The organism is Sphingomonas arantia, from assembly GCF_042682045.1.
GTDB lineage: Bacteria > Pseudomonadota > Alphaproteobacteria > Sphingomonadales > Sphingomonadaceae > Sphingomonas_R > Sphingomonas_R arantia.
Window position 1 is genome coordinate 382,620 of sequence record NZ_JBHUGS010000001.1, and the last position, 17,247, is coordinate 399,866.

Consider the following 17,247-nt stretch of genomic DNA (forward strand, 5'->3'; position numbering starts at 1 on the left):
CAGTTGTCGATTTGGCTGCCGACCGGGTAGGGTCGCGCGATGGCGCGGCGCGACAACGAGTATTGGCAGGTCCTGCGGAAGGACAAGCGGTCCAACATCGCGGCGAGCCTTGGGCTGATCGCGGCGCTTTTCTCGACTATGTCCGTCGTCGGGACGGCCGTGCCGGGGCCGTTGCCCGAAGCGCGGGGTAATCCGCTCTACTGGTTGCTGATGCTGCCGATGGTCTACTGGGTGACCGAGTTGACGAGTTTTACGCCGCGGTCCGTCCGGATGTGGACGCCGGCGCTCGTGGTCGCCTGCGTTGCAAGCGCGGTGGCGGCGGTCGTGGTGGCACGGGACGAACCGGGCTGGACGGTGCAGGGCGGACTTTGCGTGGTGACGGTGTTGGCGTCGATCGCCAGTCGCTGGCTGTACCGCGGTAGTCTGTTGGACCGCGAGGGCCCCGCGCGCTGAGGCTTTAGCGGGCGGGTTCGAGGCCCTCGGGCGGCAGGCGGCCGCTGCGTTGCAGCCAGGCGAAGACGCGGTTGAGCAGCGGGTTGGACCAGCCGTTGTTCGTGCTGAAATCGCATGTCAGCGTGGCATGGTGATGGGCGTGGTCCTGCGGCCGCATGACGAGCCGCGTGGCGCGCATGGCGCGGACGATCCACGGCACGTCCTGGCGGTGGAGCGCGCCGTGGAAATATTGCGCGAAGGTGGTACCGATCGCGAAGGTGATCCCGACCGCGATGACGCCGGCGGGGAGCGGCAGCAGCAGGCAGACGACCGTCAACAGTGCGGTGAACGGCAGCGTGGCGAACAGCACGGTCGAGCCGATCAGCCGCACGATGTTGCGCCGGCCGAGCGCATCGGGGCGGGGATGGTGGTTCTTGAAATCGAACACCAGCCGCTCGAACGGTCCGAGCTGCGCGAAGGCGGCGTCGCGTAGCTTGATATACTCGTCGGACTCGCGTGAGCCTTCGTAGAAGTAGATCGTGTCGAGACCGATGCCCTCGCGGCATGGCTTGTAGTCCATGTACATATGGACGGCGCCGGACATCAGGTCGGCGAGATACCAGCCGAGCAGCGCGCCCGGCACGATCCACCAGTCCGCCCGCCCGGCCATGACGCCAAGGTCGACCGCGAGCAGCACGGCGAGCAGGATGAGGGCGAGGCGGATCTTCACGGCGTTTCCAGAATGTTCGCCAGCGATATAGGGATTAACCCCGTCCGATGCGACCCGCTGGAAACGCGGAGCAGGGGTTTGCGAATGATGAATGTGACGTTCGGCAAACCGCGGGTTTGGTGATTAGCGGGCTAGCCACTTCCGGGGAAGCGGCTGTTTATAGCTGACATAGCGCTGAGTTGCGGCCTCTCCCGAAAAGGATCGAATTTCGGGAACGCGATCGCTTTCTCAAAATCCCTCTCGCGCTTAGCAAACGGGAATGATCGCGTCGATTGCTGACCCTCTGAGACCTTACTGGCCTAGCTTAGTAACGTCTTCACCGATGCCGAAAACGATCCCCGCCATCTTGGCAATGCAGTCGCCGTTTAACGACGCGTGCGGGTCGCGAAGGAAGGCCAACGTCACCTGCCCGCCGCAACGGTTGAACATGGCCCCATGGGACTGGCCGGGAACCTGGACGAACCTTGCATTGGGCATGGTAAGAAGCAGACGACGGCCCCAGGCCGGCGGTGTGACCGGATCGAACTCGCCAGCGAGGATGAGGACGGGCACGTCGCTTTTTACCGGGTCGTTCGCTTGCGCATCGGGCGCAGATACACGCCATGCTGCGCACATTTCTGGCGTAGCCGTGCGATTGTCGGTTCCTCCCAATCCCAGTGCCGGGGATATTTGCGCGGTCATCCGCGTAGTCTTCTCGAACGGCATTTCCTCGCCGCACCAGATCGACAGGCGCAATCCCCAGTTAAAGCTCGATGCGACCTGTTGTGTCAGTGGTAGCAGTCCGGTCAGCCGCCCCCCGGCAGCCGCGCTGATGATGCCCGGCAAGGCGGGGATAACGCCGGGTTGCTGCAGACCGGCACCTACCGCCTCGACGATATCGCGACCGCGCAACACGCGACCCGGTAACGGAACACCGGTACGATCCGCATCGGCGACAAGCGCGGCAAGGCGGACACGCAGGTCGGGGTAGCGGACGTCGCACACCGGATCGACGCTGCAAGCATCCAGCAGGGCATCGATCGCGCGACGCAGCGACGAGGCCGCCGTCTCGTCATAGTTGACGTCGATGGGAAGCACTGAATCCAGCACGACGCTACGCACCCCTTCCGGGTGGCGTTGCAGCACCGTTTGAGCAAGGCGCGTACCGTAGGAAAATCCGATCAGGTTCCATTGCCGGATACCTAGCGCCAGACGCAAATCGTCAAGGTCATCCGCGGCCTCGGCCGAGGTGTACCCGTCGAGATCGATTCCCGATGCGACCAGCACCGCCCGGCAGCGTGTGACCGCCGATGTCTGCGCGGCGGGCATTGCGTTCGCGGCACGAAGCTCGTTTATCTCAGGGCAACCGAGCGAAGGCCGGGCAAACTTGTTGCCCCGACCTTCCAAGAGGATCTGGTCGCGTTCCGCGAGGAAGGGATTTCCCTTTCCTGTCGTCCTTCCGTCGATGCTGCTGAGACCCGGCCCCCCGGGGAGATAAACGACCGGGTCGGCTGCGGGAGCGGAGGCTGTACTGCGGAAGATCATGACCGGAAGGCTGATCGTACGGCTTCGAACCTTTCGCCGGTTCTCCGGCACGAACAACAGGCCACACTCGATGCGTTCGCCAGGCGCGACTTTCACGGCGCACTCGGCCCTTTCAAAGCGTGGCTCTACCCGCTTGGCGCCGAATGCGTTCCCCGCCGTCGATGCCATTATCGCAAAAGGTATGAGACCGAACCTGAAGCGGTATTTCCAGATCAAAGCGGTTCCTTGGCGAAAAGCATAGCCGTGTATTGCCTATACAATACACCAAAGCAACACGATCCAATGCGTGCTTTCCCAAAAACGGCCGTATAGCGGAGCAGTCGCCGTGTCGATCGTACCTGCAGGTGCAAGGGGTTTCTGCTTTTCCGGAATCTGTCCCCGATAGGCCTTTCCCAAAATTGCCGCTCGCAGATGAAGAAACGGGAATGATCGCGCTGAACATGTTGCTCCGTTCGGGAAACAGGGGTGACCGACCTGAACGTCCGAGATCGGGCGATAGCGGTCATGAGAATGACAATGTGGCCGCGGCAGGTAGGTTTCCGATCGGTGGTCCCGTGCTAGAAAGAGGCCATGCGTGGGATCTGCAATATCGTCGTGCTGACCGGGGCGGGGTTGTCGGCGGAGTCGGGGATACCGACGTTTCGGACGGTCGGGGGCGTGAATTACTGGGATACGGCGGACGGGACGGCGTATACGATCGACGAGGTCTGCACGCCCGAGGCGCTGGAACGCGACGAAGGGCTGGTGCAGCGATTCTATGACGGGCGGCGGGCGGCGCTGGCCGATGTGGCGCCCAATGCGGCGCATCATGCGCTGGCGCGGCTGGCGGCCGAGTGGGACGGCGGGCTGACGATCGTGACGCAGAATGTCGACGACCTGCTGGAGCGCGCGGGCCTGCGGGTGGAGCGGGTGTGGCATATGCATGGGACGCTGCGGTCGGCGCTGTGCCGGGACTGTGGGGCGCGCACGCCGTGGGACGGGGCGCTGGAGGGCGGGCCGGCCTGTCCGGTGTGCGGGGTCGCGGCGCTCAGGCCGGACATCGTGTTCTTCGGCGAGATGCCGCATCATATGGATGCGATCGAGGCGGCGCTGGCCGATGCGGACCTGTTCGTGTCGATCGGGACGTCGGGGGCGGTGTATCCGGCCGCGGGGTTCGTGCAGACCGCGCGGCATTATGGGGCGCAGACGCTGGAGCTGAACCTGGATCCGTCGGCGGGGAGCATCTTCTTCGACGAGACGCGGCTGGGGCGGGCGGGAACGCTGGTGCCGGAGTGGGTTGCGGCGATGCTGGCGGTCGGGGCTTTACGTTAACGGAAAGTTGGGGAACAAGGGGCGGAGAAGAAACGCGACCGAGAGGACCCATGCGATGAAGGCCATGCTGTCGATCGCGCCCGGTGGGCCGGAAACGCTGGTGCTGAGCGAGGTGGCGGCGCCGGTCGCGCGGATCGGCGAGCTGCTGGTCGATGTGCGGGCGTGTGCGATCAACTATCCCGACGTGCTGATCATCGAGGACAAATATCAGATGCGGCCCGAGCGGCCGTTCGCGCCGGGGTGCGAGGTGGCGGGCGTCGTTTCGGCGGTGGGTCCGCAGGTCGAGGGCTGGGCCGTGGGCGACCGGGTGGTGGCGACGATCGGGCATGGTGGCCTTGCCGAACAGGTGGCGGTGCCGGCGGCGATGGCGTTTCCGCTGCCGGCGGAGCGGCATTTTGCGGGCGGGGCGGCGCTGCTGCTGACCTATGCCACGACGATCCACGCGCTGCTCGATCGGGGTAGGTTGCGGAGCGGGGAGACGTTGCTGGTGCTGGGCGCGGCGGGTGGCGTCGGGCTGGCGGTGATCGGGCTGGGCAAGGCGCACGGGGCGCGCGTGGTGGCGGCGGTGTCGAGCGAGGCGAAGGCGGACGCGGCGCGTGCGGCGGGGGCGGATGCGGTGGTGGTGTATCCGCGTGCGCCGTTCGACAAGGATCAGTCGAAGGCGGTGGCGGCTTTGTTCAAGGCGGCGGTCGGCCCGGGCGGGGCGGACGTGATCTACGATCCGGTCGGCGGGGATTATGCCGAGCCGGCGTTGCGCGCGATCGCGTGGGAGGGGCGGTATCTGGTGGTCGGGTTTCCGGCTGGGATACCGAAGCTGCCGCTCAACCTGACGCTGCTGAAGAGCTGCGACGTGTGTGGGGTGTTCTGGGGCGCATTTGCGATGCGCGATCCGGCGGCGAACCGCGCGCATGTCGACACGCTGTTCCGCCTGTGGGCGGAGGGGCGGATCGATCCGGTGGTGACGGAGCGGTTCGCGCTGGCCGATGCGGGCCGCGCGATCGCGAAGCTGGGTTCGCGCGATGCGATCGGGAAGCTGGTGGTGGAGATCGGTTGAAGGCCTGACGTTACGGGTTGGACATGACGGGCGGCATTGCACGGCGGCGGTGCGCGCCCTATCCCGGTAGGTGACGATTGACCGAGGACAAAGCAGCGATGACCACCTTCGACGAGCGCGAGCGCGCATTCGAGACGAAGTTCGCGCGCGACGACGAGATGCAGTTCCGTGTCGTGGCGCGGCGTAACCGCCTGCTGGGCGAATGGGCGGCGGCGCTGATGGGGCTGACCGCGGAGGAGACCGACGCCTATTCCAAGTCGGTGATCCAGGCCGAGTTCGAGGATGCCGGCGACGAGGATGTGGTGCGCAAGTTGCTGGGCGACCTGACGTCGGCCGGCGTCGACATGGACGAGGCGCGGATCCGCGAGGCGTTGAGCGAACGATCGATCGCGGCGCGCCGCCAGCTGATGGAAGCGCAGTAATCATGGCGATGACCGAAGCCGATATTACTGCGATGATCGTGGCCGCGATCCCCGATGCGGTGGTGCACATCACCGACCTGGCCGGCGACGGCGACCATTATGCCGCGACCGTGACGGCGGAGAGTTTCCGCGGCCAGAGCCGGATCGCGCAGCAGCGCCGCGTGTACGACGCGCTGGGCGGGCGGATGGGCGGCGTGCTGCACGCGTTGCAACTGAAGACGGGCGTTCCCACCTCCTGACCCTGACATTGCTAGTAGGACTTTAGCCATGACCGACGACGCCCAGGCCCGTATCGCCACCGCCGTGCAATCCGCCGACGTGCTGCTGTTCATGAAGGGCACGCCGCTGTTCCCGCAATGCGGTTTCTCCAGCCGGGCGATCGCGATCCTCGATCATCTCGGCGTCGAATATGCGACGGTCGACGTGTTGCAGGACCAGGGTATTCGTCAGGGGATCAAGGAGTTTTCGGATTGGCCGACGATTCCGCAGCTGTACGTGAAGGGCGAGTTCGTCGGTGGTTCGGACATCATGATGGAGATGTACGAGGCGGGTGAACTGGCGGAGCTGCTGGACGAGAAGAAGGTGGTTCGGGGCTGAGTTTTTTCTCCCTCCCCCCTGCCGGGGGGGAGGGTCGGGGTGGGGGGGCTTTGGCTGGGGGCGACGTCTTCTCAAGCCACGCCCCCCCCCCCCCTTGGCTGGGGGCGACGTCTTCTCAAGCCACGCCCCCCACCCAACCCTCCCCCCGGTGGGGGGAGGGCTTTTGCTTCGGTCTCCCCCATCTGCGTCATCCCGGCGTAGGCCGGGATCTTGTTCTGGCTTGGGGTGGTGCTTGACCTGAGGGAGATCCCGGCTTTCGCCGGGATAACGCCGTTGGGTTCGCGCTACGTTGGATGAAGGAGCCCGCCATGTCCGATGTCGCGATGCTGCATCCGCTGGTGCGGCGGCTGACCGCGCCCAATGCTTCGGCTTATACCTTTACCGGGACGCAGACCTATCTGGTCGGGCACGGCGAGGTGGCGGTGATCGATCCGGGGCCGGCGGACGGTCGCCACGTCGCGGCGATCCTGGCGGCGACGGCGGGGGAGAGGGTCGTGGCGATCGTGTGCACCCATACGCACCGCGATCATAGCCCGGCGGCGGCGTTGCTGAAGGTTGCGACCGGCGCGGATATCGTCGGCTGTGCGGCGCTGGTGCCGGCGGCGGGGGCGGATGGCGGCGTCGATGCGGCCTATGATCTCGAGTATACGCCGGACCGGGTGTTGGGCGACGGCGACGAGGTTGCCGGCGAGGGCTGGACTTTGCGGGCGCTGGCGACGCCGGGGCATACGTCGAACCATCTCTGTTATGCCTTGCCCGAGGCGGAGGCGCTGTTCAGCGGGGATCATGTAATGGGCTGGTCGACGTCGATCGTGTCGCCGCCCGACGGGGACATGGGGGCATACATGGCCAGCCTGGAGCGGTTGGTCGGGCGTGACGAGGTCGTCTACTGGCCGGGGCATGGCGAGCCGGTCGATCGGCCACAGCGGCTGGTGCGCGGGATGCTGGGGCACCGCAAGCAGCGCGAGGGGCAGGTCCTGCGGCGGCTGCGCGATGCGCCGGCGACCATCGCGGAACTGGTCGCGACGATGTATGCCGGGCTGGATGAAAGCTTACGCGGTGCGGCGGCGCGGTCGGTGCTGGCGCATCTGATCGATCTCGAACGGCGCGGGCTGGTGATCGGAGGCGAGACTTGGGCGAGGACGGGCTGAAGGCATCTCCGCGCGGACTGGTTCCGAGCTGGGCGATCGGGATCGCGGTGATCGTGCTGGCCGTCGCCGCGGGCTTGATCGGCTATCGTTACTATACCAGCCGCTACGAGGTGCAGACCGACGATGGCGGGCGCGCGGTGGCGGAGGCGGTGGTGACGTCGTTCATGCCGATGGGCGACCTGCGCGTGTCGCGGATCGGCGGGATCGCGCAGAGCGTCGCGTCCGATACGCGGATGGGCGGGATGCTGGTGTCGAACCGCGTGATGAAGGCGCCGTTCGAGGCGAGTTACTTCGTCGACCTGTCGCGGCTCGATCGGCGTGATTACCGTTGGGATGCGCGGAGCCGCACGCTGATCGTGACGGTGCCCGACGTGCGGGTCGATGCGGTGAATGTCGACGAATCGCGGATGACCGTGGACCGGACGAGCGGGCTGTTCGTGTCGCGCGCGGCGATGGCGGCGTTGCAGAAGCAGGCATCGGCCGGCGCGCAGGCGGTGGCGCGGCGCGAGGCGAACAAGCCCGAACGGCTGGCGGCGGCACGGCGCAACGGGCGGGCGCAGATCGCGGCGCTGCTGGTGCGGCCGCTGCGTATTGCTGGCGTCGATGCGACGGTGCGCGTGCGGTACGAAGGCGAGCCGGGCGGCGACGATGCGCAGCTGGATCGGAGCCGGTCGATCGCGGAGATCCTCGCGCTGCCGTGATCGACAAGGCTCAATCCGGCACCTGACAAGACCGTTCGGACCCACTATCTGCATCCCCGAGGAGAAGCGGGATGAATGCACCGACCACCAGCCTGGCAGGACTGGACCTGCGGGCCGAGATCGATCGGTTGCGCAAGGACCGCAACGCCGTGATCCTGGCGCATTATTATCAGGATCCGGAGATCCAGGACCTGGCGGACTTCGTCGGCGACAGCCTGGACCTGTCGTCCAAGGCGGCGTCGACCGATGCGGACGTCATCGCATTCTGCGGCGTGCGGTTTATGGCGGAGGTCGCCAAGATCCTGAGCCCGCAGAAGACCGTGATCCTGCCCGACATGGATGCCGGGTGCAGCCTGGAGGACAGCTGCCCGCCCGAACAGTTCGCGGCGTTCCGCGCGGCGCATCCGGACCATATCGCGCTGACGTACATCAACTGTTCGGCGGCGGTGAAGGCGCACAGCGACATCATCGTGACGTCGTCGTCGGCGGAGAAGATCCTGGCGCAGCTGCCGATGGACCAGAAGATCATCTTCGCACCCGACAAGAACCTCGGAGCATATTTCAACCGCAAGACCGGGCGCGACATGCTGTTGTGGCCGGGCGCGTGCATCGTGCACGAGGCGTTTTCCGAGACCGAACTGCTGAAGCTGAAGGCGCTGAACCCCGGTGCGCCGGTGGCGGCGCATCCGGAATGCCCGGCCTATATCCTCGACCATGCCGACCAGGTCGGGTCGACGCGCGCGATCCTGGAATTCGCGCTGTCGAGCCCGGCGCAGACGATCATCGTCGCGACCGAACCGCATATCATTCACCAGATGCAGAAGGCGGCGCCGCACAAGACCTTCATCGGTGCGCCGGGGGCGGACGGGAACTGCAACTGCAATATGTGCCCGTATATGGCGCTCAATACGCTGGAGAAGCTGTACGTGGCGCTGCGTGATCTGGAGCCGCGGATCGAGATTGACGAGGCGACGCGGCTGCGGGCGAAGGCCCCGCTGGACCGGATGCTGGCGATGGCGGCTGGGTCTGTGGGGCGCGGGGATCTGGGGATTGCGCGGGTGACTGGGGACTAAATTCTTTCTGGCCCCTCTCCTTCAGGGGAGGGGTTGGGGTGGGGGCGACCTCTTCATCGTCGCGACGTTGTGGGTGAGGTGCTGTTGCCCCCACCCCAACCCCTCCCCTGAAGGATAGGGGCTTAAGGAAGTAAAATGACCTTTTTCCTGGCCGGTTTCGATCTCGATGCGTTCGTTGCGGCGACGCTGGCGGAGGATGTCGGGTCGGGGGATGTGACGTCGGCGGCGGTGATTCCGTCCGACGCGCTGTTTTCGGGCGTGATGGCGGCGCGGGATCCGGTGACGGTGGCGGGGTTGCCGATCGCGGCGGCGTTTTTTCGGGCGCTCGATCCGGATGTGACGATCGAGATCGTCGCGGAGGAGGGCGCGCAGGTCGAGGTTGGCGCGGTGCTGATGCGGTTGCAGGGGCGTGCGCGGGCGCTGCTGACGGCGGAGCGGGCGGCGTTGAATACGGTGCAGCATCTGTCGGGGATCGCGACGATGACGCGGACCTATGTCGATGCGATCCGGGGGACCGGCGCGACGTTGCTCGATACGCGCAAGACGATCCCGGGGCTGCGCGTGCTGGAGAAGTACGCGACGCGGACCGGGGATGCGACCAACCACCGCATGGGCCTGTGGGACGCGGCGATGATCAAGGACAATCATGTCGCGGTGGCGGGCGACATCGGCGAGGCGGTGCGGCGTGCGGTGGCGGCCGGGATCGCGCGGATCATCGTGGAGGTCGACCGCGCCGAGCAGATCGAGCCGGCGCTGGCGGCGGGCGCGACGCACCTGCTGCTCGACAATATGGATCCGGCGACGTTGCGTGCGGCGGTGGCGCAGGTCGCCGGGCGGGTGCCGACCGAGGCATCCGGCGGCGTGCGGCTGGACACGATCGCGGCGATCGCGGCGTCGGGGGTGGACTATATCTCGGTCGGGCGGCTGACTCAGTCGGCACCGGCGGCGGACATCGGGCTGGATTTCACCGCGGTCTGAGCCCTTGCGGGTGGGGGCGCGTGCGTTAAGCTGCGCCCCGATCCAAGGGGGAACGAAATGCGACCGAAATCCATCGTGCAATTCGAATATGTGTACATCGCGGCGCTGCTGCTCGGCATCGTGGCAACGTATCTGATGGCGGGGCAGACCGCGGCGTTGATGCAGATGAACGGCATGCCGGTGTCGGAGGGCGCGCTGATCACGATCCAGTGGGTGATGGCTGCGATCCTGGCGGGCATCGCGTTGCTGGCGTCGCGCAAGGCGAGCAATGTGGCGCGCTGGATCGTCATCGTGCTGTGTGGCCTTGCGGTCGTGTCGTTCCTGTTCTCGGTCCGGAACCTGTCGGCGATGGGGTCGGTGTCGATCCTCGCGGTGTCGCAGTTCGTGCTGTCGATCGTGGTGATCTACCTGCTGTTCCGGCCGGACGCGAAGGCGTGGTTTGCGGGCGTGCGCGGGTGATGCGGCGGGCGTTGCTTGCGGTTTCGATCGCCCTGATGCCGGGCGTGGCGGTGGCGCAGGCGGTGTCGTGCCGCGTGCCGGCGGAGGTGGAGACGCCGCGGCCGGACCTGCCGTCCGAAAGCCAACCGCAGCGGCTGCTGCCGATCGCGAGCTATACATTGGCGATCACCTGGTCGCCGGAATATTGCCGGGCGAAGAAATCGAGCGCGCGCGATGCGTTCCAGTGCGGGGGCACGCGGCCGAAGTTCGGTTTCACGCTGCACGGGCTGTGGCCGGACGGGGCGGGCAAGGAGTGGCCGCAATATTGCCGGGCGACGGCGGTCCTGCCGAAGCCGGTTGTGCGCGCGAACCTGTGCGCGACCCCGTCGCCGCAGTTGTTGCAGCATGAATGGGCGAAGCACGGGACGTGCATGACGACACGGCCGGCGGACTATTTCGCGCAATCGACGCGGCTGTACGGTGGGTTGCGTTATCCGGACATGAACGCGCTGTCGCGCCGGAGCCTGACCGCGGGCGGGTTTGCGCAGGCGTTCGCGGCGGTCAATCCGGGGATGCGGGCGGAGATGATGCGCGTGACGGCCACTCGGAACGGGTGGCTGGACGAGGTGTGGATCTGCCTGTCGCGCGCGTACCGGCCGGTGACGTGTCCGGCGCATCAGGGCGGGCTTGCGATGAACGCGCCGCTGCGGATCTGGCGGGGTGGGGGGCGGTAGGCTCGGCTTTGGCCTGATCGGGGGTCGCGGCTAGTTGGTCCCTCACCGGTTCCTGGTTTGACCTGAGCCTACCCCCATCCGTCATCCCGGCGGAGGCCGGGATCTCGTTTCGGTGAAGCGGGACGGTCAAGCTTAAGGAAGATCCCGGCTTTCGCCGGGACGACGGTTTAGGGCGGGCGGGGCCTTTGGCCGGTTGAGCTTGTCGGTCAGGACTTCGACAGCGGGACTGCGTCGACCACCACGGTGGCCGGGTGGTGCTTGTCGAGATGGCGGCGGACGATCGCCAGGTTGCGGGTGTTGGAGCGGAAGGCGAAGTCGAACAGGTCGCCGACCAGCGGGATCGCGCCGATTGCGGTGTCGAAGCCGACATTGCCCATCATGCGCGCAAGCTGCCATTTCGACATGCCGAGGTTGCGTGCCTCCCACACGATCCAGGCGCCCATCGCGGCGGTCGCGATGTCGCCGACGACCGGGACCAGGCCGAGCAGCGCGTCCATGCCGACCTTGCGGTTGATGCCGGGGATGGTAAAGGCGCGTTCGAGCAAATGTTCGAGCGTTTCGATGCGCATCCGGACCGCGGCGGGATCGCGCCCCATGCCGGGCAGGCCGGACGCCAGCTGATCGATCTGTTCGGGCGAAATTCGCATGGGGCGTCCTAGTCCGGGCTGCGCAACGCATCCAGCGCGTGGATGGCGCGCGGATTGTCGCGATATCCATTGAGGTTGGGGGCGACCAGTGCCCAGCGCAAGGGCGACGCGATGGCGATGAACACCGCGATATCGGCAAGGCTGCGGTCCGCATCGGCGAGCCGGGCGGTGCGCGTGACGGGATCGCGCGCGATGCGGGCAGCCGCCAGCGCGGCGTCGGCGCGCTCGCTGCACAACGGACTCCGGTCGCAGGTGAAGCGGTGGAGGTACCAGGCGGCGCTGCCCGACGGGGCGACGCGATCGACCAGCCGCAGGTCGGCAGGCGCGTCGGTCGCGACCGCGATCGTGTCGATCCCGATGCGTCGCCAGTCCTGCGCGGCGAGCGCGTAGAGCATCCGCCCGCCGGGGCCCGCGGGGATGGCGATGCGCAGCGGGACGGGTTGCACGGACGGGTTCTGCGCACGCCAGCGGGCGATTGTGTCGGTCGCGAACGCGATCCGTTGGGTGAGCGGTGCCGCGGACCAGTCGGGTACGACCGGGTCTGGCAGGTCGTCGCCGCCGGCCGGCACGATGCCGGTGCGCGACGTCCAGCCATCCGCGAACAGCCGGACGATGCGGTCGCGATCGAGCGCGACGGCGAGCGCGAGCCGGTTCTCCGGCGCGGACAGGATGCCCTGGTTCGAGACGATCGCGAACCCGAACAGGCCGGTGGTGGGATCGATGTGGAGCGTGGTCGCGGCGCGACCGTCCGCCCGTGCGATCGCGATGTCGGTGAAGCGGCCGCCCAGCACGACGCCGGCACCGCCCGCCTTGAACCGCGCCACCGCCTTTGCCGCGCGTTCGCCGCGGAGCAGGATGTCGGTGGCGGGGTCGTTGGGTTCGGCCGGGACATCGGCGGGGTCGTCGTCCGGCGATGCGGGGGCGTCGGCCGGGCGGACGAGGGTGAGGCGGTCACCGTCGCGGGTACGGCGCAGGACGCGGAATGGGCCGGTGCCGCCGGGCGCGCCCTTGTCGAACAACGCGAGCGCGGGCTGGGCGAGGAGCAGCAGCAGGTCGGGGCGCGGGGCGGCGAGGCGGATCTCGACGACCTCGTCGGTGACCGCGACGATCTCCGCGATCGCGGTCAGTTCGGATGCGAGCGGGTTGTCGCTGGCAGGGGCGATCGCGGCGCGGAGCCGGCGTGCGACGGCGGCGGCATCGAGCGCGGCGTCGGAGTTGATGCGGAAGGTGTAGTAGAGCCCGTCGTCCGACACGTCCCAGCGGATCGCGAGGCCGGGTTCGATCTGACCCGCGGCATCGAGCCGGACGAGCCCTTGCGCCACCGCGCCGAGCAGGACCGCGTCGGGCGGGGTGTAGCCGCGCCGGCTGGGATCGACGAGCCGGGGGCGCGGGCCGATGACGCTGACCGCGACGGGTTCGTCATTCGGCACATCGCCGCTGGTATCGCACGCGGCCGGCAACAGCAGGAGGAGCAGGAGGAGGTACCGCATTGAGGCTTAACCTAGAGCATCCCGGTGGTGGGGCTAGGCTTCTTTTGGTCTGCGACCTCGCGGTTCGTCGACGGGCGTGACGCGCGGTGTCTCGAAACGCGCCCTCGGTACGCGCCAGGCGGCGCTACTCGGTCGCTACTCAGCACGAACGGGTGTCGGGTGGGACGGAGCCCCACCCGCATCCTCACCCCACGAAGGCGCGTTCGATGACGTAGTGGCCGGGGGCGGCGTTGGAGCCTTCGGTGAAGCCGAGGCCGTCGAGGAAGCCGGCGAAGTCCTTGATCATCGCCATGCTGCCGCAGAGCATGATGCGGTCCTCGGCCGGATCGAATTCGCGGCCACCGGTGAGCGGCGGGACGAACAGCTTGCCCGAGGCGACGAGCGCGTCGATGCGGCCGGTGGTGTGGAACTCCTCGCGCGTCACGGTGGGCACGTAGCCGAGCTGGTCCTGCGCCTGTTCGCCGATTAGCGGGTCGTCGGCGAAGGCGGCCTCGAGTTCGGTGCGGTAGGCGAGGTCGGCGACGCGCCGCACGCTGTGGACGATCACGATTTCCTGGAACTGGTCGTAGATGTCGGGATCGCGCGCGACCGACAGGAAGGGCGCGAGGCCGGTGCCGGTCGAGATCAGGAACAGCCGGCGGCCGGGGAGCAACGCGTCGGAGACGAGCGTGCCGGTGGGCTTGCGGCCGAGATAAATCTGGTCGCCGGCCTGGACGTGGCGGAGCTGCGAGGTGAGCGGGCCGTCCTCGACCGCGATCGACAGGAATTCGAGTTCGTCGCTGTAGGCCGGGCTGGCGATCGAATAAGCGCGGAGCAGCGGTTTACCCTTCGGCCCCGGCAGCCCGATCATCACGAACTCGCCGGAGCGGAAGCGGAAGCTGGCCGGGCGGCTGATCGCGAAGCTGAACAGATGCTCGTTCCAGTGGCGCACCCACAGGATGTTTTCGACCGACAGCGCGGTGGTGGGTTCGAGCCCGGTGGCGGCCGGGGCGGCAGCGGCGGTGGCGAGGGGGGGCGCGGACGGGGCCACGGGATCGGTCATGTCGGTCCTTTTGCCGCAGCGGCGGCGTCGATTGGGTTGGTGGTCCCTTAACGGACGATCCGCGCTTTTGCACCCGAGATGAGGTTGGGGTGAGGAAAGCTGGGGCGTTAGTGTTTCGAACGCCTTGCGGTTTTGAGACCGACAGCACCCGCAGCCGTTTGTCCTGAGTAGGGGCTGAGCCTGCCGAAGACCCGTATCGAAGGATCGGTCCGGACCCATGCTTCGATACGAGCCCTCGTTACGCGCCGAGGGGCGCTACTCGGTCTCTACTCAGCACGAACGGGATTTGGTTTGACAGAGTTGTGTCATGCTGGGCTGCAGCCACAAAGACAAAGGGTGCGGACGGCGGGACTCGAACCCGCACTCCCGAAAGAAACGGATTTTAAGTCCGTCGCGGCTACCGGTTTCGCCACGTCCGCCCGGAAAGGATCCGGCCCCGCGCAGGGATGACCGCATCCAGCGGCCGGGGTCAAGCCCGTCAGACGTTGAGGCGCGTGCGCATGTCCTTGCCGGGTTTGAAATAGGGGACGCGTTTGGCGTCGACCTCGACCGCGTCGCCGGTGCGCGGGTTGCGGCCCTGGCGCGCGGCGCGGGCGCGGGTGGAAAAGGTGCCGAACCCGCGCAGTTCGACGCGGCCGCCGGCAGCAAGCTTGTCCACGATGGCGTCGAACACCAGCGTCACGATGCGTTCGATCTCCTGCGTTCCCAGATCCGGATTGGCCTCGTGAAGGCGGGCAACGAGTTCGGACCTGATCATGCGATCTCCCTGGGCCGCGCACGGCATGCGGGGATGCGGAGCGGCGGAACGGGCGGTTCGGACCACCCTGTCTACTTGATCCACGTTATGATCGAAGCCCGGAACGGTCAACGCTGCGGGATCATACGGGCATGTTCGATTTGTACGAAAAAACGAAAAGGGGCGCGGACCTTTCGATCCGCGCCCCCGATCCGCCCGTTCGGGCAATGACGCGATCAGCTGTCTTCGTTGCGTGCCTTGAGCGCCGCACCGAGGATGTCGCCGAGCGAGGCACCCGAGTCGGACGACCCGTACTGCGCCACGGCCTGCTTCTCTTCGGCCATCTGCATGGCCTTGATCGAGAAGTTCGGCTTCTTCGACCGGTCGAACCCGATGACCATCGCATCGAACTTCTGACCGACCTGGAAACGCTCCGGACGCTGCTCGTCGCGGTCGCGACCCAGATCCGTGCGCTTGATGAAGCCGGTGACGCCGTCGTCGCCCATCTGGACTTCGAGACCGCCGTCGCGAACCTCGAGCACCGTGACCGTGGTCACGACGTTCTTGTTCACGCCGCCCTGCGACGAACCGCCGCCGCTGCTCGAAATCGTACCGGCAGCCGCTGCTGCACCGGCCGCACCGCCGACCGCGACACCGCCGCGCTCGAGCTGCTTGATGCCGAGCGAGATGCGCTCCTTCTCCGGATCGATGTCGAGCACCACGGCCTGGATCGTCTCGCCCTTGTGATGAAGCGCGAGCGCCTCTTCGCCGGTGACGCCCCATGCGATGTCGGACATGTGGACCATGCCGTCGACGTCGCCGTCGAGGCCGACGAACAGACCGAATTCGGTGGCGTTCTTGACTTCACCCTCGACGGTCGAACCGACGGGGTGCTGTTCCATGAACGCATCCCACGGGTTGTTGATCGCCTGCTTGAGGCCGAGCGAGATGCGACGCTTGTCCTGATCGACCTCGAGGATGACCACGTCGACTTCCTGAGACGTCGAGACGATCTTGCCCGGATGGACGTTCTTCTTGGTCCAGGACATTTCGGACACGTGGACGAGGCCCTCGATGCCCGGCTCCAGTTCGACGAACGCACCATATTCGGTGATGTTCGTGACCCGGCCGGTGAACTTGCCCTCGATCGGGTACTTCGCGGAGGCACCTTCCCACGGATCGCTCTCGAGCTGCTTCATGCCGAGCGAGATGCGCTGCGTGTCCTTGTTGATGCGGATGATCTGGACCTTCAGCGTATCGCCGATGTTGATCATCTCGCTCGGGTGGCCGACGCGCTTGTAGCTGAGATCGGTCACGTGGAGCAGGCCGTCGATGCCGCCGAGGTCGACGAACGCACCATAGTCGGTGATGTTCTTGACGACGCCTTCGATCACCTGACCCTCGGCCAGCGACTGGATGAGGCCGGTGCGCTGTTCGGCGCGGGTCTCTTCCAAGATGGCGCGGCGCGACACGACGATGTTGCCGCGGCGACGATCCATTTTGAGGATCTGGAACGGCTGCGGAATGTCCATCAGCGGGGTGACGTCGCGCACGGGGCGGATGTCGACCTGCGAACCGGGCAGGAAGGCCACGGCACCGGACAGGTCGACCGTGAAGCCGCCCTTGACCCGACCGAAGATGACGCCTTCGACGCGCGCGGTGGTGGAGAATTCGGCTTCCAGCTTGTCCCAGGCGGCTTCGCGGCGGGCGCGGTCGCGCGACAGCATCGCTTCGCCGTGGACGTTCTCGACGCGGTCGACATAGACCTCGACGGTGTCGCCGATCGCGAGTTCGGCCTTCTGACCCGGTGCGGCGAATTCGCTGAGGCGGACGCGACCTTCGGACTTCAGCCCGACGTCGATGACAGCCATGTCGTTTTCGATGCCGGTGACGGTGCCCTTGACGACGCGGCCTTCGAAGCCTTCGTTCTCGCCGCCGAGCGTTTCGTTGAGGAGCGCCGCGAAATCATCGCGTGTCGGGTTTGCCGCAGTGGCCATAAAGAGGAATTTCCTGAGTCTAGGTTCGGCCGTCCGGGAAGAATCCGGAGGACTTTGGAAGGCCGTATTGCCGCGACGACCCCATGCCGGCACAGCATCCGACGGTCGGGACGTACGCGTGAATGCGGGGAGCCGGAGCGGGGTGGCTCCATGGCAAAAGGGCACGCCGGACGCGCCGGTCCGTGGACCG

At 66.9% G+C, this 17,247-nt stretch carries 19 protein-coding genes and 1 tRNA gene; 12 read left to right on the top strand and 8 right to left on the bottom strand.

Translation table 11 applies throughout. From position 1 onward, the window contains the following. Positions 1-39 precede the first annotated feature (39 nt). Complete coding sequence (locus ACFSGX_RS01865; protein WP_380927037.1) at positions 40-453, top strand: hypothetical protein; 414 nt, start codon at positions 40-42, stop codon at positions 451-453. 4 nt (positions 454-457) lie between these two features. Here ACFSGX_RS01865 and ACFSGX_RS01870 read toward each other — a convergent pair whose 3' ends face one another. Both ACFSGX_RS01870 and ACFSGX_RS01875 read right to left on the bottom strand, forming a co-directional pair. Further along, complete coding sequence (locus ACFSGX_RS01870; RefSeq protein WP_380927039.1) at positions 458-1,162, bottom strand: fatty acid desaturase CarF family protein; 705 nt, start codon at positions 1,160-1,162, stop codon at positions 458-460. 291 nt (positions 1,163-1,453) lie between these two features. Next, on the bottom strand, positions 1,454-2,902 hold the full coding sequence (locus ACFSGX_RS01875; protein ID WP_380927040.1) for an alpha/beta hydrolase: 1,449 nt from the start codon (positions 2,900-2,902) through the stop codon (positions 1,454-1,456). Between the two features lie 354 nt (positions 2,903-3,256). Here ACFSGX_RS01875 and ACFSGX_RS01880 point away from each other — a divergent pair, with 354 nt between their 5' ends. The 11 genes from ACFSGX_RS01880 (at position 3,257) to ACFSGX_RS01930 (ending at position 11,145) form a co-directional block, all read left to right on the top strand. After that, on the top strand, positions 3,257-3,997 hold the full coding sequence (locus ACFSGX_RS01880) for an NAD-dependent deacylase (protein WP_380927042.1): 741 nt from the start codon (positions 3,257-3,259) through the stop codon (positions 3,995-3,997). Between the two features lie 55 nt (positions 3,998-4,052). After that, positions 4,053-5,051 carry an NADPH:quinone oxidoreductase family protein gene (locus tag ACFSGX_RS01885; protein WP_380927044.1) on the top strand — a complete coding sequence of 333 codons (999 nt, stop codon included), beginning with the start codon at positions 4,053-4,055 and terminating at the stop codon, positions 5,049-5,051. A gap of 98 nt (positions 5,052-5,149) precedes the next feature. Further along, positions 5,150-5,473 carry a DUF1476 domain-containing protein gene (locus ACFSGX_RS01890; protein WP_380927046.1) on the top strand — a complete coding sequence of 108 codons (324 nt, stop codon included), beginning with the start codon at positions 5,150-5,152 and terminating at the stop codon, positions 5,471-5,473. A gap of 2 nt (positions 5,474-5,475) precedes the next feature. Then, complete coding sequence (locus tag ACFSGX_RS01895) at positions 5,476-5,712, top strand: BolA/IbaG family iron-sulfur metabolism protein (protein WP_157174754.1); 237 nt, start codon at positions 5,476-5,478, stop codon at positions 5,710-5,712. 28 nt (positions 5,713-5,740) lie between these two features. Beyond that, positions 5,741-6,070 (top strand): Grx4 family monothiol glutaredoxin, encoded by a 330-nt coding sequence (gene grxD, locus ACFSGX_RS01900; protein WP_380927049.1) that lies wholly within the window; start codon positions 5,741-5,743, stop codon positions 6,068-6,070. Positions 6,071-6,378: 308 nt separating this feature from the next. Further along, complete coding sequence (locus tag ACFSGX_RS01905) at positions 6,379-7,221, top strand: MBL fold metallo-hydrolase (protein ID WP_380927051.1); 843 nt, start codon at positions 6,379-6,381, stop codon at positions 7,219-7,221. Next, the gene (locus ACFSGX_RS01910) at positions 7,203-7,922 is read left to right on the top strand and encodes a DUF4230 domain-containing protein (protein WP_380927053.1); all 720 of its coding nucleotides are present in this window, start codon (positions 7,203-7,205) and stop codon (positions 7,920-7,922) included. The genes ACFSGX_RS01905 and ACFSGX_RS01910 overlap by 19 nt, the downstream gene beginning before the upstream one ends. Before the next feature lie 71 nt (positions 7,923-7,993). After that, positions 7,994-8,995 (top strand): quinolinate synthase NadA, encoded by a 1,002-nt coding sequence (nadA, locus tag ACFSGX_RS01915; RefSeq protein WP_157174758.1) that lies wholly within the window; start codon positions 7,994-7,996, stop codon positions 8,993-8,995. 135 nt (positions 8,996-9,130) lie between these two features. Further along, positions 9,131-9,973 carry a carboxylating nicotinate-nucleotide diphosphorylase gene (gene nadC / locus ACFSGX_RS01920; protein WP_380927055.1) on the top strand — a complete coding sequence of 281 codons (843 nt, stop codon included), beginning with the start codon at positions 9,131-9,133 and terminating at the stop codon, positions 9,971-9,973. Positions 9,974-10,030: 57 nt separating this feature from the next. Next, entirely contained in the window at positions 10,031-10,432 is a 402-nt protein-coding gene (locus ACFSGX_RS01925) for a hypothetical protein (RefSeq protein WP_380927057.1), read from the top strand. Further along, positions 10,432-11,145 (top strand): ribonuclease T2 family protein, encoded by a 714-nt coding sequence (locus tag ACFSGX_RS01930; RefSeq protein ID WP_380928200.1) that lies wholly within the window; start codon positions 10,432-10,434, stop codon positions 11,143-11,145. Before ACFSGX_RS01925 ends, ACFSGX_RS01930 begins: the two co-directional genes overlap by 1 nt. Before the next feature lie 206 nt (positions 11,146-11,351). On the opposite strand, the gene ACFSGX_RS01935 is transcribed toward ACFSGX_RS01930, so the two are convergent. From ACFSGX_RS01935 to rpsA, 6 genes are all read right to left on the bottom strand, one after another. Then, positions 11,352-11,792: a DUF4112 domain-containing protein gene (locus ACFSGX_RS01935; protein WP_380927059.1), complete on the bottom strand. Its 441-nt coding sequence runs from the start codon at positions 11,790-11,792 to the stop codon at positions 11,352-11,354. An 8-nt stretch (positions 11,793-11,800) separates the two neighbouring features. After that, positions 11,801-13,282, bottom strand: a complete 1,482-nt coding sequence (locus tag ACFSGX_RS01940) for an ABC transporter substrate-binding protein (protein WP_380927061.1) — start codon at positions 13,280-13,282, stop codon at positions 11,801-11,803. A 184-nt stretch (positions 13,283-13,466) separates the two neighbouring features. Continuing rightward, positions 13,467-14,324 carry a ferredoxin--NADP reductase gene (locus ACFSGX_RS01945; protein ID WP_380927063.1) on the bottom strand — a complete coding sequence of 286 codons (858 nt, stop codon included), beginning with the start codon at positions 14,322-14,324 and terminating at the stop codon, positions 13,467-13,469. A 337-nt stretch (positions 14,325-14,661) separates the two neighbouring features. Further along, positions 14,662-14,743: transfer RNA gene (locus ACFSGX_RS01950), tRNA-Leu, on the bottom strand. Between the two features lie 59 nt (positions 14,744-14,802). Continuing rightward, the gene (locus tag ACFSGX_RS01955; protein ID WP_157174764.1) at positions 14,803-15,081 is read right to left on the bottom strand and encodes an integration host factor subunit beta; all 279 of its coding nucleotides are present in this window, start codon (positions 15,079-15,081) and stop codon (positions 14,803-14,805) included. Positions 15,082-15,296: 215 nt separating this feature from the next. After that, positions 15,297-17,057 carry a 30S ribosomal protein S1 gene (gene rpsA, locus ACFSGX_RS01960; RefSeq protein ID WP_380927065.1) on the bottom strand — a complete coding sequence of 587 codons (1,761 nt, stop codon included), beginning with the start codon at positions 17,055-17,057 and terminating at the stop codon, positions 15,297-15,299. Between the last annotated feature and the right edge of the window lie 190 nt (positions 17,058-17,247).

Coding starts and splice junctions, on each gene's coding strand:
- ACFSGX_RS01885 (WP_380927044.1), top strand. CDS start 4,053: ATGAAGGCCATGCTGTCGATCGCGCCCGGTGGGCCGGAAACGCTGGTG.
- nadA (WP_157174758.1), top strand. CDS start 7,994: ATGAATGCACCGACCACCAGCCTGGCAGGACTGGACCTGCGGGCCGAG.
- ACFSGX_RS01955 (WP_157174764.1), bottom strand. CDS start 15,081: ATGATCAGGTCCGAACTCGTTGCCCGCCTTCACGAGGCCAATCCGGAT.
- nadC (WP_380927055.1), top strand. CDS start 9,131: ATGACCTTTTTCCTGGCCGGTTTCGATCTCGATGCGTTCGTTGCGGCG.
- ACFSGX_RS01925 (WP_380927057.1), top strand. CDS start 10,031: ATGCGACCGAAATCCATCGTGCAATTCGAATATGTGTACATCGCGGCG.
- ACFSGX_RS01890 (WP_380927046.1), top strand. CDS start 5,150: ATGACCACCTTCGACGAGCGCGAGCGCGCATTCGAGACGAAGTTCGCG.
- ACFSGX_RS01945 (WP_380927063.1), bottom strand. CDS start 14,324: ATGACCGATCCCGTGGCCCCGTCCGCGCCCCCCCTCGCCACCGCCGCT.
- ACFSGX_RS01940 (WP_380927061.1), bottom strand. CDS start 13,282: ATGCGGTACCTCCTCCTGCTCCTCCTGCTGTTGCCGGCCGCGTGCGAT.
- ACFSGX_RS01865 (WP_380927037.1), top strand. CDS start 40: ATGGCGCGGCGCGACAACGAGTATTGGCAGGTCCTGCGGAAGGACAAG.
- ACFSGX_RS01880 (WP_380927042.1), top strand. CDS start 3,257: ATGCGTGGGATCTGCAATATCGTCGTGCTGACCGGGGCGGGGTTGTCG.
- ACFSGX_RS01935 (WP_380927059.1), bottom strand. CDS start 11,792: ATGCGAATTTCGCCCGAACAGATCGATCAGCTGGCGTCCGGCCTGCCC.
- grxD (WP_380927049.1), top strand. CDS start 5,741: ATGACCGACGACGCCCAGGCCCGTATCGCCACCGCCGTGCAATCCGCC.
- ACFSGX_RS01895 (WP_157174754.1), top strand. CDS start 5,476: ATGGCGATGACCGAAGCCGATATTACTGCGATGATCGTGGCCGCGATC.
- rpsA (WP_380927065.1), bottom strand. CDS start 17,057: ATGGCCACTGCGGCAAACCCGACACGCGATGATTTCGCGGCGCTCCTC.
- ACFSGX_RS01905 (WP_380927051.1), top strand. CDS start 6,379: ATGTCCGATGTCGCGATGCTGCATCCGCTGGTGCGGCGGCTGACCGCG.
- ACFSGX_RS01930 (WP_380928200.1), top strand. CDS start 10,432: ATGCGGCGGGCGTTGCTTGCGGTTTCGATCGCCCTGATGCCGGGCGTG.